The 25,722-nt window shown below is 60.6% G+C and carries 24 protein-coding genes, 5 tRNA genes and 3 pseudogenes; 15 read left to right on the top strand and 17 right to left on the bottom strand.

The annotated features are described in order from the left end of the window. Nucleotides 1-183: 183 nt before the first annotated feature. Nucleotides 184-670, top strand: a pseudogene (locus tag MF410_RS09190) (GNAT family N-acetyltransferase). A gap of 94 nt (nt 671-764) precedes the next feature. On the opposite strand, the gene MF410_RS09185 reads toward MF410_RS09190, so the two are convergent. Together MF410_RS09185 and MF410_RS09180 are read right to left on the bottom strand one after the other, a co-directional pair. Then, nucleotides 765-1,139, bottom strand: coding sequence for a VOC family protein (locus tag MF410_RS09185; protein WP_097625321.1), 375 nt, complete (start codon nt 1,137-1,139; stop codon nt 765-767). Nucleotides 1,140-1,145: 6 nt separating this feature from the next. Beyond that, nucleotides 1,146-1,322: a hypothetical protein gene (locus MF410_RS09180; RefSeq protein ID WP_003586904.1), complete on the bottom strand. Its 177-nt coding sequence runs from the start codon at nt 1,320-1,322 to the stop codon at nt 1,146-1,148. A 268-nt stretch (nt 1,323-1,590) separates the two neighbouring features. On the opposite strand from MF410_RS09180, the gene gatB reads away from it, so the two are divergent. The 5 genes from gatB to MF410_RS09155 all read left to right on the top strand — a co-directional run bounded on the left by gatB (nt 1,591) and on the right by MF410_RS09155 (nt 5,135). Beyond that, the gene (gene gatB, locus MF410_RS09175; RefSeq protein ID WP_097625322.1) at nt 1,591-3,093 is read left to right on the top strand and encodes an Asp-tRNA(Asn)/Glu-tRNA(Gln) amidotransferase subunit GatB; all 1,503 of its coding nucleotides are present in this window, start codon (nt 1,591-1,593) and stop codon (nt 3,091-3,093) included. Nucleotides 3,094-3,096: 3 nt separating this feature from the next. Beyond that, the gene (locus MF410_RS09170) at nt 3,097-3,600 is read left to right on the top strand and encodes a GNAT family N-acetyltransferase (RefSeq protein WP_097625323.1); all 504 of its coding nucleotides are present in this window, start codon (nt 3,097-3,099) and stop codon (nt 3,598-3,600) included. A 3-nt stretch (nt 3,601-3,603) separates the two neighbouring features. Continuing rightward, on the top strand, nt 3,604-4,077 hold the full coding sequence (locus MF410_RS09165) for a GNAT family N-acetyltransferase (RefSeq protein ID WP_097625324.1): 474 nt from the start codon (nt 3,604-3,606) through the stop codon (nt 4,075-4,077). 103 nt (nt 4,078-4,180) lie between these two features. Beyond that, nucleotides 4,181-4,579: an NADH:ubiquinone oxidoreductase subunit NDUFA12 gene (locus MF410_RS09160; protein ID WP_003586900.1), complete on the top strand. Its 399-nt coding sequence runs from the start codon at nt 4,181-4,183 to the stop codon at nt 4,577-4,579. Between the two features lie 115 nt (nt 4,580-4,694). After that, nucleotides 4,695-5,135, top strand: a complete 441-nt coding sequence (locus tag MF410_RS09155; RefSeq protein ID WP_097625325.1) for a DUF2155 domain-containing protein — start codon at nt 4,695-4,697, stop codon at nt 5,133-5,135. A gap of 38 nt (nt 5,136-5,173) precedes the next feature. Here MF410_RS09155 and MF410_RS09150 read toward each other — a convergent pair whose 3' ends face one another. The 6 genes from MF410_RS09150 to MF410_RS09125 all read right to left on the bottom strand — a co-directional run bounded on the left by MF410_RS09150 (nt 5,174) and on the right by MF410_RS09125 (nt 10,012). Further along, nucleotides 5,174-6,103, bottom strand: coding sequence for a DUF2167 domain-containing protein (locus MF410_RS09150; RefSeq protein ID WP_179867106.1), 930 nt, complete (start codon nt 6,101-6,103; stop codon nt 5,174-5,176). A 76-nt stretch (nt 6,104-6,179) separates the two neighbouring features. Then, nucleotides 6,180-6,794 (bottom strand): leucyl/phenylalanyl-tRNA--protein transferase, encoded by a 615-nt coding sequence (aat, locus tag MF410_RS09145; protein ID WP_097625327.1) that lies wholly within the window; start codon nt 6,792-6,794, stop codon nt 6,180-6,182. Between the two features lie 7 nt (nt 6,795-6,801). Beyond that, a complete protein-coding gene (gene accC, locus MF410_RS09140; protein ID WP_179867103.1) occupies nt 6,802-8,157 on the bottom strand; it encodes an acetyl-CoA carboxylase biotin carboxylase subunit in 1,356 nt (451 codons plus the stop codon). A gap of 4 nt (nt 8,158-8,161) precedes the next feature. Further along, nucleotides 8,162-8,635, bottom strand: a complete 474-nt coding sequence (gene accB, locus MF410_RS09135) for an acetyl-CoA carboxylase biotin carboxyl carrier protein (RefSeq protein WP_097625328.1) — start codon at nt 8,633-8,635, stop codon at nt 8,162-8,164. 20 nt (nt 8,636-8,655) lie between these two features. After that, complete coding sequence (gene aroQ / locus MF410_RS09130) at nt 8,656-9,093, bottom strand: type II 3-dehydroquinate dehydratase (protein WP_003578965.1); 438 nt, start codon at nt 9,091-9,093, stop codon at nt 8,656-8,658. 160 nt (nt 9,094-9,253) lie between these two features. Then, on the bottom strand, nt 9,254-10,012 hold the full coding sequence (locus MF410_RS09125) for a DsbA family protein (protein ID WP_097625329.1): 759 nt from the start codon (nt 10,010-10,012) through the stop codon (nt 9,254-9,256). Between the two features lie 210 nt (nt 10,013-10,222). Between MF410_RS09125 and MF410_RS09120 the strand changes: the two genes are divergently transcribed. After that, a complete protein-coding gene (locus MF410_RS09120; RefSeq protein WP_097625330.1) occupies nt 10,223-11,380 on the top strand; it encodes an aminotransferase class I/II-fold pyridoxal phosphate-dependent enzyme in 1,158 nt (385 codons plus the stop codon). Between the two features lie 37 nt (nt 11,381-11,417). Here MF410_RS09120 and MF410_RS09115 read toward each other — a convergent pair whose 3' ends face one another. Together MF410_RS09115 and phaC are read right to left on the bottom strand one after the other, a co-directional pair. After that, a complete protein-coding gene (locus MF410_RS09115) occupies nt 11,418-12,749 on the bottom strand; it encodes a DUF2778 domain-containing protein (protein WP_097625331.1) in 1,332 nt (443 codons plus the stop codon). A 206-nt stretch (nt 12,750-12,955) separates the two neighbouring features. Further along, a pseudogene (gene phaC, locus MF410_RS09110) lies at nt 12,956-14,807 on the bottom strand (class I poly(R)-hydroxyalkanoic acid synthase). 146 nt (nt 14,808-14,953) lie between these two features. Between phaC and MF410_RS09105 the strand changes: the two are divergent. The 5 genes from MF410_RS09105 to recJ all read left to right on the top strand — a co-directional run bounded on the left by MF410_RS09105 (nt 14,954) and on the right by recJ (nt 20,498). Next, nucleotides 14,954-15,367 carry a hypothetical protein gene (locus tag MF410_RS09105; protein WP_097625333.1) on the top strand — a complete coding sequence of 138 codons (414 nt, stop codon included), beginning with the start codon at nt 14,954-14,956 and terminating at the stop codon, nt 15,365-15,367. Between the two features lie 220 nt (nt 15,368-15,587). Continuing rightward, nucleotides 15,588-16,805: an LL-diaminopimelate aminotransferase gene (locus MF410_RS09100; RefSeq protein WP_239620331.1), complete on the top strand. Its 1,218-nt coding sequence runs from the start codon at nt 15,588-15,590 to the stop codon at nt 16,803-16,805. Between the two features lie 62 nt (nt 16,806-16,867). After that, the gene (locus MF410_RS09095) at nt 16,868-18,193 is read left to right on the top strand and encodes a homoserine dehydrogenase (protein ID WP_097625334.1); all 1,326 of its coding nucleotides are present in this window, start codon (nt 16,868-16,870) and stop codon (nt 18,191-18,193) included. A 176-nt stretch (nt 18,194-18,369) separates the two neighbouring features. After that, entirely contained in the window at nt 18,370-18,615 is a 246-nt protein-coding gene (locus MF410_RS09090) for a hypothetical protein (protein WP_097625335.1), read from the top strand. Between the two features lie 80 nt (nt 18,616-18,695). Then, nucleotides 18,696-20,498 carry a single-stranded-DNA-specific exonuclease RecJ gene (recJ, locus tag MF410_RS09085; RefSeq protein ID WP_097625336.1) on the top strand — a complete coding sequence of 601 codons (1,803 nt, stop codon included), beginning with the start codon at nt 18,696-18,698 and terminating at the stop codon, nt 20,496-20,498. Nucleotides 20,499-20,547: 49 nt separating this feature from the next. Here recJ and MF410_RS09080 read toward each other — a convergent pair. From MF410_RS09080 to gloA, 5 genes are all read right to left on the bottom strand, one after another. Further along, nucleotides 20,548-20,623: transfer RNA gene (locus MF410_RS09080), tRNA-Glu, on the bottom strand. Nucleotides 20,624-21,055: 432 nt separating this feature from the next. After that, nucleotides 21,056-21,130, bottom strand: a tRNA-Glu gene (locus tag MF410_RS09075). Nucleotides 21,131-21,205: 75 nt separating this feature from the next. Beyond that, nucleotides 21,206-21,280: transfer RNA gene (locus MF410_RS09070), tRNA-Glu, on the bottom strand. Nucleotides 21,281-21,477: 197 nt separating this feature from the next. Beyond that, nucleotides 21,478-22,539, bottom strand: a complete 1,062-nt coding sequence (locus tag MF410_RS09065) for a D-Ala-D-Ala carboxypeptidase family metallohydrolase (protein ID WP_097625337.1) — start codon at nt 22,537-22,539, stop codon at nt 21,478-21,480. A gap of 165 nt (nt 22,540-22,704) precedes the next feature. Then, nucleotides 22,705-23,145: a lactoylglutathione lyase gene (gloA, locus tag MF410_RS09060; protein ID WP_097625338.1), complete on the bottom strand. Its 441-nt coding sequence runs from the start codon at nt 23,143-23,145 to the stop codon at nt 22,705-22,707. Between the two features lie 194 nt (nt 23,146-23,339). Here gloA and MF410_RS09055 point away from each other — a divergent pair, with 194 nt between their 5' ends. Next, complete coding sequence (locus MF410_RS09055; RefSeq protein ID WP_003573434.1) at nt 23,340-23,918, top strand: cold-shock protein; 579 nt, start codon at nt 23,340-23,342, stop codon at nt 23,916-23,918. A 1-nt stretch (nt 23,919) separates the two neighbouring features. Continuing rightward, nucleotides 23,920-24,407, top strand: a pseudogene (locus MF410_RS09050) (DUF192 domain-containing protein). A 32-nt stretch (nt 24,408-24,439) separates the two neighbouring features. On the opposite strand, the gene MF410_RS09045 reads toward MF410_RS09050, so the two are convergent. Together MF410_RS09045 and MF410_RS09040 are read right to left on the bottom strand one after the other, a co-directional pair. Continuing rightward, nucleotides 24,440-24,516 (bottom strand) — tRNA-Arg (locus MF410_RS09045). Between the two features lie 57 nt (nt 24,517-24,573). Next, nucleotides 24,574-24,879 carry an ETC complex I subunit gene (locus MF410_RS09040; RefSeq protein ID WP_097625340.1) on the bottom strand — a complete coding sequence of 102 codons (306 nt, stop codon included), beginning with the start codon at nt 24,877-24,879 and terminating at the stop codon, nt 24,574-24,576. Nucleotides 24,880-25,474: 595 nt separating this feature from the next. On the opposite strand from MF410_RS09040, the gene MF410_RS09035 reads away from it, so the two are divergent. Further along, nucleotides 25,475-25,551, top strand: a tRNA-Pro gene (locus MF410_RS09035). Nucleotides 25,552-25,722 lie beyond the last annotated feature (171 nt).

The following is a 25,722-nucleotide window of genomic DNA, read 5'->3' as shown; positions in this document are numbered from 1 at the left end:
CTTTACCGGGTCTGTGACTGGCTCAACATAAGGAGTTTATTATTTCGATCGCAAAAGGCGGTCAAGACCGCGATCGCCGATCAAACCGGTCGAAAACTCCAGTTTCCAGCCATCGTCCCGCTGGGGGGTACTGGTAAATTCCCCGACTCAATGGTCTAGTTGCGGGGTAACGCGGAGGTGTCGTTGATCCACATTCGCAATGCCCGCGACGGCGAAGCGGAGCTTGTTGAGCGAGATCGGGCTGAGGGCCTGGCAAAAAGCGATGGCGTCGATCGGCGAATCGGACGCGATGATCGATGCAGCCCGCAACGCCTTTCGCAACTTCGTGGAAAACGACTGGCTGACCATCACCGTCGTCGAGCAGAACGGCCAGGTCGCAGGCTGGGCAGCGCGCGAGGGATTGGACGAAACCATCTCGGATTTCTGGATCGATCCGGCCTTCATCGGCCAGGGGTTGGGCTCCGCCCTTCTCGAGCGGATCGAAAAGGAGATTGCCGAGCAGGGCCTGGAAAAGGCGGCGATGCAAACCCATTCCGGCAACAACGAGGCGATCGGCTTCTTCCGCAAGCACGGCTACAGCATCCACTGGCTCTCGGTCGCCTATAATCCGAAGCTCGACCGCGACGTGCCCTCGGTCGGGCTGACGAAATCGCTGGTTTCGGACGGTTAGGGTGGGTACGGGCAGGAATTCTGACATTTCGAAAGTCAGGCGGAAAGCGAAAGATTGCTCGCTTTGCGAATATCAGTGTTCAGCCCATAGCGGACTATTCGGACGTCACGCAAAAATTGTTGCCTTCGGGATCATACAATACGCTGTAGCTATTCGTTTCGCGGACGAATGTCGCACCGAGGGATAAGAGCCGCTGAACTTCTTTTTCTCGATCTGGAGCGGCGATATCGAGATGTACGCGGTTGCGGATGGGACGTTCTCCCCGACGAAGGTGGAAGCAAAAGCGCAGGCCCGGACCATCGACCATCACGGTCGGGTCCGTGTCAGGTGTCAGTCCGATCGCGGCGAGGCGGGCCAACTCCGCATCGTCATAGGGCATCACTTCGTAGCCATCGAGCGCAGCCGCCCAGAAACGAGCAACCCGTGAGGGGACGTCGCAATCAACCACGATTTCTTTCAGCTTTGCCATAACGCTTTACAACTTATCCGATCGACGCTGGAGAACGCGCTCAAAGATCGCTCCGCCGATTGCCGGCAGCAATGCGAAAAGAATGAGTTGTGGTGTTCCCTGCAGCGTCAACAGGGCGGAAATGGTCAACGCGATCAGCACTCCCGCCAAGGCTCCGGCCAGATAGGGAAGATAATCCTTCAATACTGCCTCCGTCGTGCGAAGATCTCAAATCAAAGCGGCATCGTGGCTGAAGATAGAGATCCTGATGCTGACGACAACCGGGAGCGGGCTAAACTCATGTCCATTAGCATGATCAAATATTGAGCCGTCGCGCTTCAGGTGCAAAGCCGCCTCGATCTGGGCGGAAGCGGGCAACGGCCACTGCTACACAATTCCGCGAAAGCCTTGCACCGACATCCCATTTCCGTTACCTCACCAGTGGAAAAGAACAGCCTGCAAAGAGTATCAGATGACCCTTGTCGACGTCCGCACGCCTGATCCGAAACGCTTCATCCCCGGCGCCACCGGCGACTGGGAAGTCATCGTCGGCATGGAAGTCCATGCCCAGGTGCTGTCCAATTCGAAGCTCTTCTCCGGCGCCTCGACGGAATTCGGCAAGCCGCAGAATTCGAACGTCTCGCTGGTCGATGCCGCCATGCCCGGCATGCTGCCCGTCATCAACGAGGAATGCGTCAGGCAGGCCGTGCGCACCGGTCTCGGCCTCAAGGCCCAGATCAACAAGCGCTCGCTCTTCGACCGCAAGAACTATTTCTATCCCGACCTGCCGCAGGGCTATCAGATCTCGCAGTTCAAGGATCCGATCGTCGGCGAGGGCAAGATCGTCATTTCGCTCGGGCCGGACCGCCAGGGCCAGTTCGAGGATATCGAGATCGGCATCGAGCGCCTGCATCTGGAGCAGGATGCCGGCAAGTCGCTGCATGACCAGCATGCGACCATGTCCTATGTCGATCTGAACCGCTCCGGCGTCGCGCTGATGGAGATCGTCTCCAAGCCCGACATGCGCTCGTCCGACGAAGCCAAGGCCTATATGACCAAGCTGCGTTCGATCGTGCGTTATCTCGGCACCTGCGACGGCAACATGGACGAAGGCTCGATGCGCGCCGACGTCAACGTCTCCGTCCGCCGCCCCGGCGAAGGTTTCGGCACGCGCTGCGAGATCAAGAACGTCAACTCCATCCGCTTCATCGGCCAGGCGATCGAATATGAAGCCCGCCGCCAGATCGGCATTCTGGAAGATGGCGGCACGATCGAGCAGGAGACGCGGCTGTTCGACCCGAACAAGGGCGAGACGCGTTCGATGCGCTCTAAGGAGGATGCGCACGACTATCGTTATTTCCCCGATCCGGACTTGCTGCCGCTCGAATTCGACGACGCCTTCGTCCAGGCGCTCGCCGTCGATCTGCCGGAATTGCCTGACGACAAGAAGGAGCGCTTCGTGCGCGAGCTCGGCCTGTCGATCTATGACGCCTCGGTGCTCGTCTCCGAAAAGGCGATCGCCGATTATTTCGAAGCCGTGGCTGCAGGCCGCGACGGCAAGACAGCGGCAAACTGGGTGATCAACGACCTGCTCGGCGCGCTGAACCGCACCGGCAAGGATATCGAGCAGACGCCGGTTTCGCCGGCCCAGCTCGGCGCCATCATCGATCTCATCAAGGCTGGCACCATTTCCGGCAAGATCGCCAAGGATCTCTTCGAGATCGTGCTGACCGAGGGCGGCGATCCCGCCGAGATCGTCGAAGCGCGCGGCATGAAGCAGGTGACGGATACGGGCGCCATCGAAAAGGCCGTGGACGAGATCATTGCCGCCAATCCCGATCAGGTGGAGAAGGTCAAGGCGAAGCCGACCTTGGCCGCATGGTTCGTCGGCCAGGTGATGAAAGCGACCGGCGGCAAGGCCAATCCGCAGGCCGTCCAGGCGCTCGTCAAGGCGAAGCTCGGCATCGAGGAATAAGCGGTGTATTTCGTCCGCACTGCCGGCGAGCGCGACCTGGAGAAGGTCCGCGCCCTGCTGGTGGAAAGTTTTCACGCGACCTATGACAGTCTCCACGGCAGAGCCAGGGTGGAGGAGCTCACTGCCCAGCTGTTTTCGCCGGAGGCGCTGAAAACGCGCCTGGTGCGCAAGGATGCCGAATTCCTCGTTGCCGACGACGGCCGCAAAATCGGCGGCATGGGGTATGCGGCGATGTCGCAGGAGCTGACGAAGACGGTCATGCTGCATCTGCTCTATGTCGCTCCGGCGCTACAGCGCCAGGGCATCGGCCGCGATCTCTTCGCCGAGCTCGAAACCTGCTTTCCGGATGCGGAGATCATGCGCCTCGAAGTCGAGCCGCAAAATGCAGCGGCGATCGCCTTCTATCAGGCGCACGGCTTTGCCGAAGTCGGACGCAACGAGAATAGCGCGCCTGGGCAATCCGGCATCCCGGCGGTGATCCTCGAAAAAACGCTCGAGGGGCATTGAGGCGTGGAAGGCGAATTGCCCGACATTCGCATTCGCCAGGCGCGCAGGGAGGATTTGCACGCTCTCGTGTCAATATTTGCCGCCGACGCCGTCGGCGGTCATGGCGACACCACCGATCCAGTGGCCTTTGCCGATTATGTCAGGGCCTTCGCGGCCATCGAGGCTTCGCCCGACCAGGTGCTGTATGTCGCGGAGCGCGGCGGCGAGGTTGTCGGCACGTTCCAGACGATGGTCACGACCACGCTGACTGGCCGAGGCTCGTCGGCGATGATCATCGAGGCGGTGCAGACGCGGGCCGACATTCGTGGGCAGGGGATCGGCGCCGGGATGATCGAGTTCGCCATTGCCGAGGCAAAAAGCCGCGGGATCAAGCGGGTAGCTTTGACCTCGAATGCGATCCGCAAGGATGCGCATCGTTTCTATGAAAGACTGGGCTTCAAGCCCTCGCATCTCGGCTTCAAGATGGCTTTGAAATGACCTTTGGCTGTCGCGGAATCGCTGGACAATTCGGCTTGGCGGCGGCATAAGCGAGAAAACGAATTCTGGTTTGGCCCGCATCTGGCGGGCACAAGGAAAAGACATGTGGAATCTTCTGGTTCAGACCTTTACCTGGTGGAACAGTCAGACGATGGGCACGCGTTTTGCGACCTGGCGTTTCGGCAAGCGCGTCGGCGAGGATGAATTCGGCAACGTCTATTATGAAGGCGGCATGTCGTCCTACGGTCTGCCGAAGCGCTGGGTGATCTACAAGGGTTATGCCGATGCCTCCGCCATCCCGCCGGGCTGGCATGGCTGGATGCATCACCGCACCGATGTTCCGCCGTCCAAGGAAAACTACGTCGCCAAGGAATGGCAGAAGGCGCATCGTCCCAACTTCACCGGTTCTCCGCAGGCCTACCGTCCGCCAGGATCCATCGCCGTTCCGGGCGAGCGTCCGCGGGTCACCGGCGATTACGACGCCTGGACGCCGGGCAACTGAGACGGCTCGACCGGGGCAATCCCAAACCCGGCTTTTGGCCACAATTGACCTTTACCCGCAGGTTGGCCGCGCTTGACCGCGGCCGTGAACGAAGAATATCTGGAGACGGGTACACATGAAGCTCTTCACGCGAAACAGGGCGCTGCGTGCCGCCGGGTCGCTGCTGGCGCTCTCGGTCCTGCTTCCGCCGGTTGCGGCACGTGCTGCACGCATTGAAAACCCGGTAGCCGTTTTCTCTGGCCTCGACAAGATCACCGGCCGCATCACCACCTTCGACGTCTACGTTAACGAGACCGTCCAGTTCGGCGCGCTGCAGGTAACGCCGAAGGCCTGTTACTCGCGCGACCAGGCCGAAGCGCAGAAGATCGACGGTTTCGTCGAAGTCGACGAGATCACCCTCGACCGCAAGATCCGCCGCATCTTCACCGGCTGGATGTTTGCCGCCAGCCCCGGCCTCAACGCCGTCGAGCATCCGATCTACGACGTCTGGCTGAAGGACTGCAAGGCAAACTCGGATGTCCCCGCGCCTGACAACGCCAAGGCGACAGCGCGCTAACGCGTGTCGCCGGCGGTGATCTTGGCCCTGAGCAGGATCTATGCAGTGGGCGTCTTGTTCCTGTTGAAAAGGCCCTTGGCGAAGCGAAGCACAGCGCCGGCCGCGATGACGACAAGGATGCCGGCCTTTTTGAAAAAGGCGAGGGCAACGGCCAGCAATCCCACCTTCGCGGCAATCTTGGCGCCGGCGCCCGCAGCGATCATTCCCGCCATCCCATAGGCCGCGATCTTGTCGCCTTCGACATAGTCGGCATAGGCCATTCCCTTGTCGAACTGCACGAGCTTCGTGACTGTCGGAATGACGTCCTCGATCTCCTTCAACTGGTCGAGGGCAGCGACGAAGTTGAATTGAAAGACACCCTCGCGGCCGAGCGCACGCACGGAATAGTTCAGCGTGTGCTGCCCCTGTGCATCATCGCCGAAGACCAGATCGCGCGCCCAGTGCAGCGCATGCGCCGATTTGTCGTAATGCGGTGTCGAGGCCCAGCCGACAAGCGTGATCTTCTCGAAACCCTGCTTTTCGCGCTCGACGTTGTTTTCTCGGATGGAATCCTTGATGTTCTGCAGCAGTTCGTCGTAATTCGTCGTGGCGGCATCGGCGTCAGAGACATAGCCGTCCGCGCTGTATTCCACAACGGAGCCCCAGGCCTCGATATCGGTCGGCGCGTATTTCGCCGGGAAGATCATCCCCATCTTTCCCTCCGCCGCAGCCGCGGGATTTCCCCAGATATCGACGAGCACCTTTTTCGTGTCGGCGGAATTGAGGTAATAGAAGCCTTGGGGCACGTTCAGCGTCGCCTTTGCCTCAGGCAGCTTGATCGCACCCTGCTGAAAATCGAGCTTCTCCAGCAACGGTTTTTCCGCTTCGGAAAAATCGCTCCTGTCCGGGAACATCTCCTGGTAAGGTCGGGCGTCGGCCTGGCCTGTGAACAAGGCGAAAAGGACCGCCGCCGCAAAATATCGTCTCAAAATTCTATCCCCCATTGCATTTTCCGAACCTATTCAAATCGGCTGGAAAATCAACGCAGGGATGAAATGATCGCGCTTAAAACTTCAGGTGTGGCGATACCATCGCGGCTTCAAGCAGCACGCCATAATCGGCCTTCGCAACGTCGATCGCCCCGAACGTCTTCAGGTGCTCGGTGGTGAACTGTGTATCGAGCAGCGTGAAGCCTCTTTCCCGTAGTCGCTCGACCAGATGCACGAGGCAGATCTTCGAAGCGTCCGTGCGGCGTGAGAACATGCTTTCGCCGAAGAAGGCCGAGCCGAGCGAGACGCCGTAGAGGCCGCCGACCAGCTCGTCGCCGTCCCACGCTTCGACGGTATGGGCATGGCCCATGTCGAAGAGCGTCGCATAAAGGGACCTGATCGTCTTGTTGATCCAGGTACTCGGGCGACCGGATGTCTCCTCGGCGCAGGCAGCGATCACCTGCTCGAAAGCGTGATCGAAACGGATTTCGAAGGGTTTCCTGCGCACCGTCTTGGCAAGACTCTTCGACAGGTGGAAATGGTCGAGCGGCAGCACACCGCGCAATTCCGGCTCGACCCAGAAAATCTCCGGGTCGTCGGCGGATTCAGCCATCGGGAAAAGGCCGATGGAGTAGGCGCGCAGGAGAATTTCAGGGGTAATGCCTGGTGACTTCCTGCGCGATCCCGCCATTCCTGCCCTATGCCGCCGGTTCGTTGGCGAGGTAGTGTTCCAGCCAGTGGATGTCGTAGTCGCCGTTGGCGATATCCTGGTTGGAGACGAGATCCTGGAACAGCGGCAGCGTCGTATTGATGCCGTCGACGACGAATTCGTCGAGCGCCCGCCGCAGCCGCATCATGCATTCGACGCGGGTACGGCCGTGCACGATCAGCTTGCCGATGAGGCTGTCGTAATAGGGCGGGATCTTGTAGCCCTGATAGGCGCCGGAATCGATGCGCACGCCGAGACCACCCGGCGCGTGGAAATGCGTGATCGTGCCGGGCGAGGGCACGAAAGTGCGCGGGTGCTCGGCATTGATGCGGCATTCGATGGCATGACCGGAAAAATGCACTTCATCCTGCGTCACCGAGAGACCGCCGCCGGAGGCGACGCGGATCTGCTCGTGCACCAGATCGATGCCGGTGATGGCTTCCGTGATCGGATGCTCCACCTGCAGGCGGGTGTTCATTTCGATGAAATAGAACTCGCCGTTCTCATAGAGGAATTCGATCGTGCCGGCGCCGCGATATTTCAGCTTCTTCATGGCGTCGGCGCAGACCTGGCCGATCTTCATGCGCTGCTCGACGTTGAGCGCCGGCGAATTCGCCTCTTCCCAGACCTTCTGGTGGCGGCGCTGCAGCGAGCAGTCGCGCTCGCCGAGATGGATGGCATTGCCTTCGCCGTCGCCGAACACCTGGATTTCGATATGGCGCGGCTTGCCGAGATATTTTTCCATATAGACGGCATCGTTGCCGAAGGCGGCTGCCGCTTCCGTGCGCGCCGTCGACCAGGCCTCGATCAGGTCGACCTCGCTCTTGGCGACCTTCATGCCGCGTCCGCCACCGCCGGCCGTTGCCTTGATCAACACTGGATAGCCGATTTCGGCGGCCGTCTTCAGCGCGTCCTCTTCGGTCTTCACTTCTCCGTCCGAGCCCGGAACGACGGGAATGCCGAGCTCCAGCGCCGTCGTCTTGGCGGTGATCTTGTCACCCATGATGCGGATATGGTCCGCCGTCGGCCCGATGAAGGTTATGCCGTGGGCTTCGAGAATATCGGCGAACTTGGCATTCTCCGACAGAAAGCCGTAGCCTGGATGCACGGCATCGGCGCCGGTGATCTCGCAGGCGGCGACGATCTGGTGGATATTGAGGTAGCTCTCGCGCGAGGAGGGCGGACCGATGCAGACGCTTTCGTCGGCAAGCCGCACATGCATGGCATCGGCGTCGGCGGTCGAATGCACCACGACGCAGGCGATGCCGAGCTCCTTGCAGGCCCGGAGCACGCGAAGGGCGATTTCCCCGCGATTGGCGATGAGAATTTTCGAAATCATGGGCATCGGCCTATTCGATGACGACGAGGGCTTGGCCGTATTCGACGGGATGTCCGTCATCGACGAGGATCTCGGTCACCTTGCCTGACTTCGGCGAAGGGATCTGGTTCATCGTCTTCATCGCTTCGATGATGATCAGCGTCTGGCCTTCCTTGACGGTGGCGCCGACTTCGATGAACGGGCGCGCGCCCGGTGCCGGCGCCATGTAGACGGTGCCGACCATCGGTGCGCTGACTGTATTGGCGGGGTTGCGGGCGGGAGCTGCGGCCGGTGCAGCGCCTGCTGCTGCCGGAGTGGCCGCTGCGGGTGCGGCATAGGCAGGCGCTGCGATCGGCGCCTGGACATATTGCTGGGTGCCGGCGCGCGAAACGCGGATGCGCAGGTCGTCCTGCTCGACCTCGATCTCGGTCAGGTCGGTCTCGTTGAGGATATTGGCGAGATCGCGGATCAGTGCCTGATCGATACCCGATTTCTTTTCAACCATGGTGTTGCCCTGTCTTCTTCTTATGCCGTGATGTTCTTCAGCGCCTGCAGCGCCAGGATGTAGCTGTGAGGCCCGAAACCGCAGATCACGCCTTTGCATGCCGGCGCGATCATCGATTTGTGGCGAAATTCTTCCCGTGCATGGACGTTGGATATGTGGAGTTCGATGACGGGAATGGAAATAGCGCGGATCGCATCATGCAGCGCAACCGATGTATGCGTATAGGCGCCCGCATTGATAGCGACGCCAGCGGCTTTCTCGTCGGCCTCATGGAACCAGTCGACGAGCGTACCTTCGTGGTTGCTCTGGCGGAAATCGATGTCGAAGCCCAGTTCGCGGCCGGCGGCTTTGCAGTCCGCCTCGATGTCCTTCAGCGTTTTGCCGCCATAAATGCCGGGCTCTCGTTTGCCCAGCATGTTGAGGTTAGGGCCGTTCAGGACAAAAATCGTTTGCGTCATCGAATGTTCCGTAAAATGTACGACGGCAACCTATAGACTCCGCGAAGGCCGAATGAAAGCCCTTACGGATTGCCGGCAGGAATCGCGCCACATTTGTCCACATGGTTGAAACGCTTCGATTTTGGCGATTTGATGGGCAGCCGTCCGGCGGCTGACGTGCTCAGCAGGCGGTCTTGCCGCAGCTGCGCATGTTCTTGACCTTGGTTTCGAGATCGTCGAGCCCGACGGCGCCCGGCACCAGTTCGGTGCCGATCACATAGGACGGCGTGCCGCTGATGCCGAGACTGGAGGCGAGCTGGTAGGTAGCCTGGACGATGCCGTCATTCGGGTTCTTCGCCATCTCGGCGCGGATTTTGTCCTCGCTGACGCCGAGCGAAGCGGCAACCGCGATCGCCGTTTCGTCCGAAGCGCGGCCTTCGCTGCCGAGCAGGGCGACATGGAAATCGGAATATTTTTCAGGCGCCAGCTTGCGGAAGGCGTCGGCCACCTTGTGGGCAGCGACCGAATCCGGTCCGAGGATCGGAAATTCCTTGAGCACGAAGCGGACGTTTTTGTCCTTCTTCAGCATTGCCTGCATGTCGGGAAGCGCGTGACGGCAGTAGCTGCAATTATAATCGAAGAATTCGACGACGGTGACATCGCCCTTGGGATTGCCGAGCGTGACGTCGTTCTTCGAATCGAAGATGTCGTTGGTGTTCTCTTCGATCGCCATATTGGCCTTCACCAGCCGCTGGGCTTCCTGCTTCTTCTGCAAAGCGTCCTGGACATCGAGCATGATCTCGGGATTTTCGATCAGATATTGCTTGATGAATTCACCGAACTCCTTCTTCTGCTGGTCGTCGAGCGCTGCTGCCGGAAAGGGAAGGGCGATCGATGCGGCAAGCGCCAGTGCGGTGAAGGTTTTCGGAAGAAAGGCCATGATATCCTCGTCAACGGCGATGGGGTCGTCTCCTGGGCGAGATGACCGTCGCCGGGTTAATGGACTTGAATGCGTCGCGTCAAGGTACGGCGCGTTGAGTTCCGCTCAAACAGGAAATTTCACCCCCGCGCGGCCCTCGCGGGATTGTGATGAGCCGATTAATGCGGCAATTGTCGGGCCATCATTGCAGAAGCCGAGCGAGAAGCGATCTTGTTTTCCATATCGAAACGCAGCGAAGTCGAGCCTTTTCATGCCATGGACGTGCTGGCGGAGGCGACGAAACGGCGCGTAGCCGGCCATCCGGTGATTTCGATGGCGGTCGGTCAGCCCTCGCATCCAGCCCCCCAGGCGGCCCTCGAAGCGGCGCGCGCAGCCCTTGCCGAAGGCCGGATCGGTTATACCGATGCGCTGGGGACGGCGCGGCTGAAAACGGCTCTTGCCCAGCATTACCGGTTTCGTCACGGCCTGGAAATCGATCCCACGCGGATCGCCATCACCACCGGTTCCTCTGCAGGCTTCAATCTCGCCTTTCTCTCGCTCTTCGATGCCGGTGATGCGGTGGCGATCGCAAGGCCCGGTTATCCCGCCTATCGCAATATCCTCGGTGCGCTCGGCCTGAGGGTTGTCGAAGTGCCGGTAACCGCCGAGACCCACTTCACACTCACCCCTGAGAGCCTCGAGGCGGCGCAGAAGCAAAGCGGCGTGAGCCTGAAGGGCGTGCTGCTGGCGAGCCCCGCCAACCCGACCGGCACGGTGACCGGCCGCGATGGGCTGAAGGCGCTTGCGAATTACTGCGCGGCCCATTCCATCGCCTTCATCTCCGATGAAATCTACCACGGGCTGACTTTCGCCGGCGAGGAGGCGAGTGCACTCGAACTGACCGACGAGGCGATCGTCATCAACTCCTTCTCCAAATATTACTGCATGACCGGCTGGCGAATCGGCTGGATGGTGCTGCCAGAGCGCTTGGTGCGGCCGATCGAGCGGTTGGCGCAGAGCCTCTATATCTCCCCGCCCGAACTCTCCCAGATCGCCGCCACGACCGCGCTCGGCGCCGGCGCCGAACTCGATCTTTATAAGGCGAGCTATGCCGCCAACCGCGATTTGCTGATGAAGCGCCTGCCGCAGATCGGTCTTTCGATCGCCTCGCCGATGGACGGCGCCTTCTATGCCTATCTCGACGTCACCCGCTTCACCAATGATAGCATGGGTTTTGCCAAGCGCATGCTCGCGGAAATCGACGTCGCCGCAACACCCGGTCTCGACTTCGATCCGCTGGAGGGACATCGCACCCTGCGCCTGTCCTACGCGGGCTCGCAAGCCGAGATCGCCGAGGCGGTGGAGCGGATTGCAGTCTGGTTGAAGTAGCGCGCAGGCACACCAGCGGCTGCTGCTCTCCCATCGCTTAACTGCGCGACGAAAACAGCGAGGCGAGCGTCGAAGACGGCTTGTTGTTCAGGCGCGGCACGACTACGAGCTGCCTGATGTCGCCGCGCTTGTAGGCGGCGAGGAAGCGCTTGTAATCCTTGAAGGAGACGCAGCCGTTGGAATCGCCGTTCTTGCCGAGCATGTAGGTGTGGGCGAGCAGGCCGACACGGTCATAGATGGCGTCCGACCCCTCGAGCGGAGTCAGCCGCAGCGCCTCGACACCGTGGAAAAGGCTTTCGCGCATGGTGAGGGCGTAGGTATGTGGCGGGGTCGGCCCGCGCATCTTCTTGTCGACGTAACGCGGATTGTCGCGCATCTTGCCGAGCCCGGAATGAGCTTCCAGCCTCTCGCCGTTCGGCAGATAAACCGTGCTGTTTTCGATGTCGTAGATGGCGACGCCGGCGCGCAGCTTCGGCGAGAAGACCGGCTTGTCGTAGCGCGGCACTGCATCGTCCTGGTCGTCTTCGATCGGCGAGTTCGGCTGGGCATAGGCAAGGGCAGGCTCGCCGGCGCGCTGCGAACCCTTGGCGGCCGGTGCCGGTTTGCCGATAAGGCCGTCAGGACGCGCCATCGGCAGCGGTACGGAACCGGCATCCGGCGCCAGAACGAGATCGAAAGGCTGCGGGTCTTCGGCCGCGGCAATTTCTACGGGCGCAGATTTTTCCTGCGGCAGTGACGCCGTCTTGAGGGCGGGCTGGACCGGGGCAGGCGCAATCTGCTGCGGTCCGGCATCGGCAAGCGCCAGCAGGGCCGGGAGTTCGGCAGCGGCGACGGCCTCCTTCGAGGGAACGACGATCCGGTCGCCGTCGTCTTCTTCTACACTCTCTGCCGAGGCAACCTCGACGGCCGGCGGCGTGACCACGTCATCCTTGCGGAATTTGGCGCTGTCGGAAATCGCGGCAACCACAGGCTGCTCGGCAGCCATGACAAGCCGATTGTGTTTTGTAAGTGCCGCCAGTGCCGTTGCAGTAGCATTGGTTTTCTGCGCATGCGATTGGACGAGGTCGGCCGTCAGGGCGACGACCGGCTTGGCGTCGAAGGCGGCCAAGCGATCGGCCTTGCCGACATGGATCAGCCGTTCGTGCGTCGCCGGCCTGGGCTTCGGCGCCGCTGCGGCCTGGGTGAATCTTTCGGGCGGAGAAACGGGCGCGGCAACCGAATGCATCGTCGCCAAGGTCGCAATCAACCATGTGGAGGTCAGAAATCCGGCGCCGACGACGCCGTAAAGAAAGCCACGAGATCTGCGCAAACGAAAAGCAGATCCGCCAAGAGGGGTGACGTCATCGAACGTCCCGACCGCAAACGCCATACTGAACTCGTCTTTCAAACTCGCTACGCAGGCCGGCGGCACTGACTGACTACACTTCGCCGGGGCCGGTAATGGCGCAAATGGGCCGAATTTAGACCACCCGCGACATCCGACTGTTTCGCAAGGATGACGAATTATGGTTTCTAATTTGTTTACGCGGTGTTGCGCTTTTTCATGACGTCTCAAAAAGAGATGCGTGGGATCTTTCAGACGCGTTCCATCACATAACTTCCGGGGGCTTCCTCGATCGCGTTCAGCGCATCGCCGCCCGGTTTGCGCGCCGCAACGCGCCTGCCGTCATGGGTCTCGATCCAGGCCAGCCAATGTGGCCACCATGATCCCGCCGTCTCGGTCGCCTGCTCGATCCAGGTCTCGTACTCGCCCTTGGCCGGGCCGCCCGTCCAGAATTGATACTTCTTCTTATCCGGCGGGTTGACCACGCCGGCGATATGTCCCGAGCCCGTGACAACGAATTCCACCTTGCCGCCGAAAAACTGGCTGCCGACGAAGACGGATTTGGCAGGGGCGATGTGGTCCTCGCGGGTGGCGAGATTATAAATCGGGATCTTCACGTCCTTCAGCGACACTGGCTTGCCGTCAAGGATCATCTCGTTCTGCGTCAGCGAGTTCCTGAGATAACAGTTGCGCAGATAGAAGGTATGGTTTGCCGCCGCCATGCGGGTCGAATCGGCGTTCCAGAACAACAGATCGAAGGGCAGGGGATCCTGGCCCTTGAGGTAGCTGTTGACGAAATAAGGCCAGATCAGCTCGGAAGCGCGCAGCATGTTGAACGCCATCGACATCTTCGAGCCGTCGAGATAGCCGGTCGCCTGCATATGCTCTTCGAGCGCTGCAAGCTGCTCCTCGTCGACGAAGACCTTGAGATCGCCGGCATGGGTGAAATCGACCTGGGTGGTGAAAAGTGTCGCCGTTTTGATGCGTTTGTTCTTCTCCTTGGCGTGCAGCGCCAGCGTTGCGGCCAAAAGTGTGCCGCCGACGCAATAGCCGACGGCGTTGACCTCCTTCTCGCCGGTCGCCTTCTCGATCGTCTCGAGCGCGAAATCGATGCCCTCGCGGGCATAGGCCGCCCAGTCCTTGGCGGCATGGCGCGCATCCGGGTTGACCCAGGAAATCACGAAGACGGTCTGACCCTGATCGACGCACCATTTAATGAAGGATTTCTGTGGGTTGAGGTCGAGAATATAGAATTTGTTGATCCAGGGCGGGCAGATCAGCAGCGGCCGCTTCAGGACCGTTTCGGTTGAAGCCTCATATTGGATGATCTGGCAGATGTCGTTCTGGGCGATCACCTTGCCCGGCGTCAGCGCCATGTCGCGGCCGACGGCGAATTTCGTCATGTCTGTCTGGCGAAGGCGAAGATCACCCTTTCCGGCAGCGATATCCTCGGCCAGCATCTTCATCCCGCGCACCAGGTTTTCGCCGCTGGTTGCGATCGTCTCGCGATAGAGACTGCGGATTGGTGGCGACGAAATTGCTCGGCGAGAGTGCTGCCGTGATCTGCTTCACGTAGAAACCGGCCTTGTGCTTGGTGTGCTCGTCGAGGCCGTCGGTCTCCGACACCAGCTTCTCCACCCAGTCGGTGGTGACGAAATAGGCCTGGCGGATGAAATCGAAGAACGGATTTTTCTGCCAGTCCTCGTCGGAGAAGCGTTTGTCCTTGCGGGTGTCCGGTTCCGGAGGCGAGGGCTCGCCCTGCATGCGCTGCATAGAGCGCATCCAGATGCCGAAGAAGGAGGACATCAGCTGCGTCTGCGCCTCGAAGGTGCGGCGGGGATCGGCAATCCAGTATTCGGTGACCTTGGAAAGCGTCTTGACCATGTCGGTCATCGGATCGACGACGGTTTCGCTGATCTCGCCGCGTTCGCGCGGCGCAAGCCAGGCCGAGGCCGCCTGGCCGAGATTTTCGAGCGCCCGGGCGAAATTCATCGCCATCGCCTCGGGATCCTTCAACAGATAGGGATCGAGATCGGTCGCGTCGAAACCGGCCTTGCCGCCATTCTTCTGGCCGCCATTCTCCTGCTTGCTGTCGGTCACCATTTCCTCCGGCGGCAGCACTCTTTTTATCCAATCGTTGTACATCGTGATTGAACGAGAAAACAAGTTCCACCCGCGCCGGCTCATGCTATTGCTTTGTCGCTGCGACAAATTTAACAGTCGACGCAGTCAGAACTGGATTTTGAGGCATGACGAAGAACGGCATTCGGCGCATCGCAACCTTCAACCGCACCGCATTGATCTGCGCCGCGGCGGCGATGGCCCTGGCCGGATGCAATCTGACGGCCGAGGAGAAGGCCGCAGCCGCCGCCAAGCGAGCGGCGCCGACCGCCGTGGTCATGCCGGCCACCAAGGGCGATGCGGTCGAAGGCGGCCTGGCGAAGTCGCCGGACGGTTACCCAAATTTCGGCGCGCCGCTGACGGCCGCCAATGTGCAGATGAGCGACGAGCAGGCAGCCGAACTGCAACATCAGCTGACCGCACTTGCCGCCCGGCGTAAGGCCGGCACGATCTCGGAAGCCGAATATCAGGCCAAGGCCGCCGAAATGCGCCGCCTCGCCGCCGAGCACGGCGCTGATACGCTCTCCGAAATCTCCAAATAGACCTTGCCTTTCAGGCATTTTGGACGCAAAGCCTTCCGGATGGATCGGAAGACAAGATTTTCCCGATAATGCGCTTTATGCGGCTTTTCCGTCAAAGATTTGCCGCGTGTCTTGGGTCTGATGAATACGGCGTTGCGATTCTGAAGTTCGTGTCGCAGCCGCCGGGAGACGGAACGAACTTCGACTGCGGCCCGAAAGCCGCCTTTCCATGGGGAATGAAATGGAAGAGTTTCACAAAGTCCGGCGTTTGCCGCCTTATGTTTTTGAACAGGTCAACCGTTTGAAAGCAAGCGCGCGAGCGGGCGGCGCCGATATCATCGATCTCGGCATGGGAAACCCCGACCTTCCCACTCCCCAGTCGATCGTCGACAAGCTGTGCGAGGTCGTGCAGGATCCGCGCACCCACCGTTATTCGTCCTCCAAGGGCATTCCGGGGCTGCGCCGCGCCCAGGCCGCCTATTATGCCCGCCGTTTCGGCGTCAAGCTCAACCCGGATACCCAGGTAGTCGCCACCTTGGGCTTCAAGGAAGGCTTCGCCAATATGGCGCAGGCGATCACCGCGCCCGGCGACGTCATCCTCTGCCCGAACCCGACCTATCCGATCCACGCCTTCGGCTTTCTGATGGCGGGCGGCGTGATCCGCTCCATGTCAGTGGAGCCGGATGAGAGCTTTTTCCCGCCGCTTGAGCGCGCGGTCCGGCATTCGATCCCGAAGCCCCTGGCACTCATCCTCAACTACCCCTCGAATCCGACTGCCCTGGTCGCGACACTCGATTTCTACAAGGACGTCATCGCCTTCGCCAAGAAGCACGACATCATCGTGCTTTCCGACCTTGCCTATTCGGAGATCTATTTCGACGGCGCTCCGCCGCCGTCGGTTCTCGAGGTGCCGGGTGCAATCGATGTGACGGTCGAGTTCACCTCGATGTCGAAGACCTTCTCCATGCCTGGCTGGCGCATGGGCTTTGCCGTCGGCAACGAGCGGCTGATCGCGGCGCTCACCCGCGTCAAGTCCTACCTCGACTACGGCGCCTTCACGCCGATCCAGGTGGCGGCGACGCATGCGCTGAACGGCGACGGCTCCGACATTGCGGAGGTTCGCAACGTCTACAAGCGCCGCCGCGACGTCATGGTCGAAAGCTTCGGCAAGGCGGGCTTCGACGTGCCGCCGCCGGCTGCCACCATGTTCGCCTGGGCGAAGATCCCGGAAAAGTTCCGTCATCTCGGCTCGCTTGAGTTTTCCAAGCTGCTGGTCGAGAAGGCCGACGTCGCCGTTGCTCCCGGCATCGGCTTCGGCGAACAGGGCGACGACTACGTCCGTCTGGCGCTCGTCGAGAACGAACACCGCATCCGCCAGGCTGCGCGCAACATCAAGAAGTTCATGTCGACGGCAGACGAAACGATGCACAACGTCATTTCGCTGAACGCGCACCGTTAATCCAACTCTTAAAGGCAGCCGCGTCCTGCGGCTGCCGCCACACAGACATTCAGGATCGATCCATGGCAGATGCCCTCAAAATCGGCATTGCGGGCTTGGGCACCGTTGGCGCCTCGCTAGTCCGCATCATTCAGCAGAAGAGCAACGAGCTTGCCGTCACCTGCGGGCGTCCGATCACCATCACGGCGGTCTCCGCGCGTGACAAAAGGAGAGACCGCGGCATCGATCTTTCCGCTGTTACCTGGTTCGATCGGCCGGAAGATCTTGCCGAAAAGGGCGATATCGACGTCTTCGTCGAGCTGATGGGCGGCGCCGAAGGGGCTGCCAACACCTCCGTACGCGCCGCACTCAAGCGCGGTCTCCATGTGGTGACAGCCAACAAGGCGCTGCTTGCCTATCACGGCGTCGAGCTTGCGACGATCGCCGAGGAGAAGGGCGCGCTTCTAAACTTCGAGGCCGCAGTCGCCGGCGGCATCCCGGTCATCAAGGCGCTGCGCGAATCGCTGACCGGCAATGCCGTCTCGCGCATCTATGGCATCATGAACGGCACCTGCAATTACATCCTGACCAAGATGGAAAAGGAGGGGCTTTCCTTCGCCGAGTGCCTGAAGGAAGCCCAGCGGCTGGGTTATGCCGAGGCCGATCCGGCCTTCGATATCGAGGGCAACGACACGGCCCATAAGCTTTCCATCCTGACGACGCTCGCCTTCGGCAATCGCATCGCGGCCGACGATATCTATCTCGAAGGCATCACCAACATCTCGATCGAGGATATCCACGCTGCCGCCGAGCTCGGTTATCGCATCAAGCTCCTGGGTGTTGCCCAGCGAACCGACACCGGCATTGAGCAGCGCGTGCATCCGACCATGGTGCCGGTCGATTCGGTCATTGCCCAGGTCGATGGCGTCACCAATGCTGTCGCAATCGAATCCGACGTGCTCGGCGAACTGCTGATGGTCGGTCCCGGCGCCGGCGGCAATGCGACGGCCTCGTCCGTACTTGGTGATATCGCCGATATCGCCAAAAGCCAGCCGGGCGCACAGCGCGTACCGGTGCTCGGCCATCCCGCAAAGGCGCTGGAACCCTACCGCAAGGCGCAGATGCAGAGCCACGAGGGCGGCTACTTTATCCGCTTGACCGTGCTCGACCGCACCGGCGTCTTTGCCAGCGTCGCAACCCGCATGGCGGAAAACAACATCTCGCTGGAATCGATCGTCCAGCGCTCCAAGCAGCATCTGGCGCCGTCGCACCACCAGACGATCATTCTCGTCACCCACGCGACGATGGAAGAGTCGGTGCGCAAGGCGGTCGCCTCGATCAAATCGGAAGGCTATCTCTTCGGCGAACCGCAGGTGATTCGCATCGAGCGGCCGAAAGAAGAAGCTTAAGCCTTTCCAGCCGGCGAATATCAGCCGCCCTGTCTTGTTGAACTGGCAGTTCAACAAGACAGGGCGGTTTTTTTGTTGATCGTCCGGGCTCCCCTTACGGAAGTCTATATTAACAAATACCGAAATATTGATATAAATAAAACCATAGATGGTGAGTCGTCGGCGTGGAGAATTTCATGAGCAAGGACAGCCACGCCGGCAAGGGGTATGGCCGCCCGAGCGAGGTGCCGCCGGACCGTCCTGATATGCTTGGGGAAATTCTCAAGCCGGCCTACCGTGACATTCGCGAAGAGGTCCCTGATGAGGCTGACGGCGATGAATACACGGAAGGCCGCAACTGGGCTATTCTGCTGACGCTGTTCTCCTTCCTGCTCGTGCAGCTTGCCGGCGTCGCCGCAATCATCTGGGCGGTGTTCTGGTAAAAATCCGTGTCTGTAAATCCATCGCTATGTTATCTCCGCTGCTTCTGTAGAAAGAGCAGATGAAGTCAGCGGAGTATGGCATGGCAGATCTCGTCGATCCGGTACAGCGCGCGTTTCTCGGCGTGGAGAAATCCGCGCTCGACAATCGCTGGGTGGCGCGGCTCGACCAGGCCGGGCAGAACCGGGCGCTGGCCATGTCGCAAATCCACGGCATGCCGGATCTGATCGCCCGCGTGCTGGCCGGGCGCGGCGTGACGGTGGACGAGGCGATCGAATTCCTCGATCCGACGATCCGCGGCCTGATGCCCGATCCGCATGTTTTGACGGATTGCGAAAAGGCCGCCACCCGCCTGGTGAGCGCCATCGAGCGCGGCGAGAATGTCGCGATCTTTGGCGACTACGATGTCGACGGTGCGGCTTCCTCGGCGCTGATGTTTCGTTTCCTCACTCATTTCGGCGTCAAGGCGCACATCTATATTCCCGACCGCGTCTTTGAAGGCTACGGCCCCAATCCGGCGGCGATCAACCAGCTGATCGACAACGGCGCCCGGCTGATCGTCGCGGTCGATTGCGGCTCGACCAGTCACGAGGCGCTGGCCGCCGCCGCCGCGCGCAATATCGATGTCGTCGTCATCGATCACCACCAGGTGACACATGAGCTGCCGCCCTGCCATGCGCTCGTCAATCCGAACCGCGAGGACGATCTGTCGGGGCAGGGGCATCTTTGCGCCGCCGGCGTGGTCTTCATGGTGCTGGTCGCCACACTGAGGCTGCTGCGGGCGGCCGGCAACAAGGGCATCCTGGCGCTCGACCTCTTGCAATGGCTGGATATCGTCGCGTTGGCGACAGTCTGCGATGTCGTGCCGCTGAAGGGCCTCAACCGCGCCTATGTGGTGAAGGGGCTGGTCGCCGCCCGCCACCAAAGCAATGCCGGGCTTGCAGCGCTGTTCCGCAAGGCCGGGCTCGCTGGCCCTGTCACACCCTATCATTTCGGCTTCCTGATCGGTCCGCGCATCAATGCCGGCGGTCGGATCGGCGATGCCGCGCTCGGAAGCCGCTTGCTGACGCTCGATGACACGGGGGAGGCTGAGGTGATCGCCCAGCGCCTGGATGAGCTCAACCGCGAGCGCCAGGCGATGGAGGCGATCATGCTGCAGGAGGCTGAGGCCGAAGCGCTCGCCGAATATGGCGACGGCGAGGGCGCCTCCGTCATCGTCACCGCCCACGAGAAATGGCATCCCGGCATCGTCGGACTGATCGCGGCGCGGCTGAAGGAGAAGTTCAAACGGCCGGCCTTTGCGATCGCCTTCGATACCTCCGGCCGCGGCACCGGCTCGGGCCGCTCTATCAACGGCTTCGACATGGGCCGGATGGTGCGCGCGGCGGTCGATGAAGGGTTGCTGATCAAGGGCGGTGGTCACGCCATGGCCGCGGGGCTGACGGTCGAGCGCGCCGATCTCGGCAGGTTGAGGACCTTCTTCACAGAGAAGTCGGCAAGAACCGTGGCGAACCTCGTCGCCAACGAGACCTTGAAGATCGACGGGGCGATCGGCGCCAGCGGCGCCACGCTCGAACTCATCGACCGCCTGGAGGCCGCCGGCCCCTATGGCTCCGGCCACGCCCAGCCGCTCTTTGCCGTGCCGGCGCATCGGGTGCGCGATGCACGCCTGGTCGGGGAGAAACATGTGAAGGTGACGATGGAGGCAATGGATGGATCGCGGCTCGACGGCATCGCCTTCCGCGCCGCCGATACGGCACTCGGCAATCTTCTCATCAATTCACGCGGCGCCAGCCTGCATGTTGCAGGCTCGCTCGGTGCCGAGCATTACCAGGGCGCCCGCCGCATCCAGCTTCGCGTCTGCGATGCTGCGCCGGCAAAATAAAATAGCCGCGCAAAAAATGCTGACGATGTGGAGTTCAGAGAGAAGAAAGTGGCACGCCCTAGGGGAGTCGAACCCCTCTTCCCAGAATGAAAATCTGGTGTCCTGAACCGATAGACGAAGGGCGCTTCCTTCGTGGTGGCGCCCTTATAGTCAGCACCTTCAAAAGCCGCAAGCGCCAAGACGCGAAAAAATCATCGTTTTCGCCGATTTATTTGTGGCTGTGGAGAAACGTGGCGCTATGCCGATAAGCCAGTTGCGGAGGCCGCAGAGATACGCGCCTCAGAATGTCGCGCAGGAGACCCATTGCCAAGTCTGTTGCAGTTGGTGATCCGCATTGCGGGCTGTGCAGGTACGTAGACGACCGGGGCGGGCGGGTACTGTTGTCCTCGGAATCGGAAGTCGAGGTTCGACGCATTCTGAGCCGACCTGTTTCGTTGCAAATGGGGAATGCCCAGAAATCCATCAACAAGCGTCTTAGTCAAAGAGGGCGGGGACGACACCGTCTGTCGGACAGGCTATTGATCCGGTGCCGCGCCGGTAGTTGATTTGGATAAAATTGGTACGCCCTAGGGGAGTCGAACCCCTCTTTACAGAATGAGAATCTGTCGTCCTAACCGATAGACGAAGGGCGCAGGCCGGCCCCGTTAAAATAGGAGCACGCGCAGACTTCTGCAAGCGGATGCAATGGCTTCTATATGGAGAGAAAGTGGCACGCCCTAGGGGAGTCGAACCCCTCTTCCCAGAATGAAAATCTGGTGTCCTAACCGATAGACGAAGGGCGCTTCCTTCGTGGTGGCGCCCTTATAGTCAGGCGTTATGAATCCCGCAAGCGGCAAATTCGGTTTCTTTCAAAAAAATGACAGGAAATCCGAATGCGTTCGAGGAGCTGATTATTGAAGCTGAATCAACGGGCTGCCGGCTATCTCTTCAACAAGACGAGGCGGCGCTTCCGTAAGGTCATGCGAAGAACGCGCGGCCGTCAGATCGCTCTTGCGGTCGCCATAGGCGCGCGTTTGCCGCCGCAGCCCCAGTTCCAGTCGCGACTTTTGCCGGTATCGAGATGGACCGAATCCGTGTGGCAATAGGTGCCGACGCCGCCGCGGTTCGGCAGTGAGCGGATATAGGCGGCGATATCCCATTTCGTGACGCCGTCGATCTGAATGTCGGCCGCCTCGCAACTCTTGTGCATCGATTCGTCGGCGCCGCCGACCAGGCGGTTATGCTCTTCGTCGCGATAGCCCGACGTAACGATGACAGGCCGGCCGAAATGGGTTTCGACCGTCTTGATCACGTTCAGCAGCTCGGGCTTGAAGCAGCCGACCTCGACCTTGTCGTTCTGGACATGCAGCCCGTTCGGCGCGATCCGCGTCATGCCGGGCAGGGACGCTTTTTGCAACAGGCCGGTGAGGCTGCCGAGCAGGTTCTGCTTCGGCGCGCTGTAGAGCGCATTCATCGTCGGGGCCGGATTGCCGTCTGCCGCCAGCGACGCCGTTTGGACGGGCACAAGCTGTGTGCTGCCATTCTGCGAGGATTGTTGCGGCAGCACCGGATCCGCAGGCGGTTCTGTTACGGGTTGCTGGCTGTAGACGCTGCTTCTGGCGGGTGCTGCACCGACAGGCGCATAGGCCTGCGGCTGAATGACAGTCGACGTGCTGTTGTTCTGCGGCGCCGGCTGGTGGTCGGAAAAGATGCTCATGGCCTGCGCGTTGATCCGGGTCGACTGCAGCACCAGCCCGCCGATATTGGCAGGCGCTGCCGCCGCCGGATCGGCCGGCGGTACGGGGGCATTCGGATCTGCTCCTACGGCCTGGGGCGCGGCTTGGGCGCCGGAGACATTGACGAGCCGGGGATCCGTGTAGACCGAACGTGGGGCAGGGCTTGCGGGTGCCGCCGCGGCAAGCTGCGGTGCGGCTGCCTGCGGTGCCGGAACGGCTGCGGCGGAATCGAGTGCCTTCTTGTCCGACGCGCAGCCGGACAGCGCCAGCACCGAAGTGGCGATCAGCAAAGCGCCCGTCAGGGGCCGCATCTCAATGTTACGCAAGCGACAGTCTCCAATTGATGCGGAAAATGGTCGAAAACCGCCATCTTCCGCGTCGAGTCGTCAGGAGATTGCCTGCGGGGCCGGGTCGCGGCAAGCGTCAAGGCGCCGGCCGGACCCGAAATCGCAAAAGCCGCAAGCCTCGCAAAAGCCTTGCGGCGAAAAGCCTTACCAGGCGCCGGTATTGCCCATCGAGGCCCAGGGTTCGGCGGCGGCGAGCGGGCTGCCTTTCTGCAGGATTTCGATCGAGATGCCGTCGGGCGAGCGCACGAAAGCCATGTTCCCATCGCGCGGCGGCCGGTTGATGGTGATGCCGTTGTCCATCAGCTTCTGGCAGGTTGCGTAAATATCGTCGACCTCATAGGCGAGGTGGCCGAAATTGCGTCCTCCGCTATAATCTTCCGTATCCCAGTTATAGGTAAGCTCGAGGCAGGGAGCCTTTTCGCTGCGCGCACGGTCGAGATCGTCGCGAGCAGCCAGGAAAACCAGGGTAAAGCGGCCCTTCTCGTTTTCGTGCCGGCGAATCTCCTCCAGCCCGAACAGGGTGGTGTAAAAGGCGAGTGAGGCGTCCAGGTCTTTGACGCGAACCATTGTATGGAGATAACGCATTCTATCTACTCCTTTATTGGGTCTGGCTTTTTCGGCGAGCTGAGGTCAGCTTCGGGCAAGTCATCGATATAAAATGTGCAGTTGGGAATAACCGAAAACTAGGACTTGCGCTTATCCGTTACCAAGATGTTAATCTTGATTTCAAGAATCAGTTAACCGTAACAGTGTGACGCGTATTCGAGGGGCTGGCGACTATGGCTGACAGGATTTCATCGAACGAATACTCCGACCTTGACGAGCTATCGGCAGAGGCGGTCGATCTTGTTGAAATCACCGGCGTCGTCAAGTGGTTCGACGTCGCTAAGGGTTTCGGCTTCATCGTGCCCGACAACGGCATGCAGGATGTTCTCCTGCACGTGACCTGCCTGCGCCGCGACGGCTACCAGACGATCCTCGAGGGAACGCGTATCGTCGCCCTCATTCAGCGCCGCGAACGCGGCTACCAGGCTTTCAAGATCCTTTCGATGGATCAGTCGACTGCGGTTCATCCCTCGCAGCTGCCGCCGGTGCGCACGCATGTGCAGGTCACCGCGACGAGCGGCCTCGAGCGTGCGCTGGTCAAATGGTTTAACCGCACCAAGGGCTTCGGCTTCTTGACGCGCGGCGAGGGCACCGAAGACATCTTCGTGCACATGGAAACGCTCCGCCGCTTCGGCCTGACGGAACTGCGCCCCGGCCAGGTGGTGCTCGTCCGCTTCGGCGACGGCGAAAAGGGCCTGATGGCCGCGGAAATCCATCCCGACATTCCGAGCCCGGCCAGCCGGTCGCATTGATATGCGTGACATCGTCCTTCTTCATGCGATCAAAAGCGCCATCCTGGCGCTTTTTTCATGGTCGCGCTGCCGGCTTTCGCCGAGGAGCAGGTCCGCTTCGACAAGGAGCCGCTTCTTATCCAGACCGCCGCGGGCAAGGTGCTGCACTTTACCGTCGAGATCGCCTCGACGCCGGATCAGCGCGCCTACGGGCTGATGTTTCGTAAGACGATGGCAGATGATGCCGGGATGATCTTCGATTTCGACGAGCCCAGGCGCGTAACCATGTGGATGGAAAATACCATCCTGCCGCTCGACATGCTTTTTGCCGACGACACTGGCACGATCCGCCACATCAAGGAAAACGCGACGCCCTATTCGCGCGATATCATCGATTCGATGACCCCGGTGAAATATGTCGTCGAACTCAATGCCGGCATCGCCGCCAAACTCGGGATCAAACCGGGCGACAGAATCGTCAGCGCCACGACGACCAAGAAGTCGAAGTGACGAGCCCGGGCGGCTTCAGGTCATTAAATTTGTGGCGACCCCTGCAGGAATCGAACCTGCGACAACCTGCTTAGAAGGCAGGTGCTCTATCCAGCTGAGCTAAGGGGCCGTCTGGCGATCGCGTTCAGGGAGCGCGATCGGATGCGGCAGTTCTGGACGAGAAATCTCAATGCGTCCAGGGCTGCGTGCGGGTATAGCGGAAATTATCCGGATAGGCGACAACCTGGCGAACCGGATCCTTCGGCGCGATCACCCGGTATTCGATGCCGTTGCGCTGGGCATAGGCTTCGGCCAGTTCCTGTGTTTCAAAAGTGAGTTTCACCTGCTGGCGCGTATCGCCGGAGGAGGTGTAACCCATGATCGGATCGATCTTGCGCGGCGACTCCTGATCGAATTCAAGCACCCACAGATGGGTCTTGGCCTTGCCGGACTGCATGGCGGTCTTGGCTGGACGATAGATCTTGGCAGACATGACTGCGCATCTCCGACTATGCGGGCAACACCCGCCTTTAATGGTCTCATTTCTCGTTGCCGAGGCTCTTGCTTCATCTTGAGAGATAGCGCGAAGAGATGAATTTTGCTTATCCGCGAATCCCCGCCTTTTCAAGAAAAAAGGCGGCGTATGACGCGTTGCCGGTACCATCGCGATGATAGGGCGATGCTGCGGAAGCAAGACACCGGCAGACAGGCCGGTTGCGCAATATTACCGATCGTCTCATGTTGTGATCATAACCTGATTGCCGCGGCCAACCCGCGGGACTATTTACGGCGCAGTCAATTTCAGTGGATTGCACGCATGATGAGACGTTCGGCGGAGTTCAATGCCATTGTGATCGGGGCCGGCATTACGGCTTTCTTCTACGTTGCCATTAGCTACGCTCAATATATCGGTCTGCTCGAACGCGGCTGAGGCAGCGCTCTCCTGACGTCTAGTTGCGTCCGGCGGTGCAGACGCGCGTCATGCAGCTTTTTCTAGAGACATCGACGTATCAGGCGGGATTCTTCGACCCGCGCTGGATTTATGGGTTGCGACGGCGAAGTGAACCGTGTATCTCCCCGCCACGGCACGGAGTGTAGCGCAGTCTGGTAGCGCATCTGGTTTGGGACCAGAGGGTCGGGAGTTCGAATCTCTCCACTCCGACCATTCAATATCCCGATATCTTGCATCTTTGACAGCCGCATCATGGCCCGCATTGTCGGGCGTGCTGTCGGCCAACTGCTTCCGGAAACGGATGACAGACAGATAAAGCGCGTCGCATCAAACTTGATTGATGCGACGCGCTTTAGCTTTGTTTTATGCATGATTGCCACGTTA

Source organism: Rhizobium sp. C104 (assembly GCF_022354505.1).
Classification (GTDB): Bacteria; Pseudomonadota; Alphaproteobacteria; order Rhizobiales; family Rhizobiaceae; genus Rhizobium; species Rhizobium redzepovicii.
This window is presented reverse-complemented; position numbering and strand designations above follow the sequence as displayed.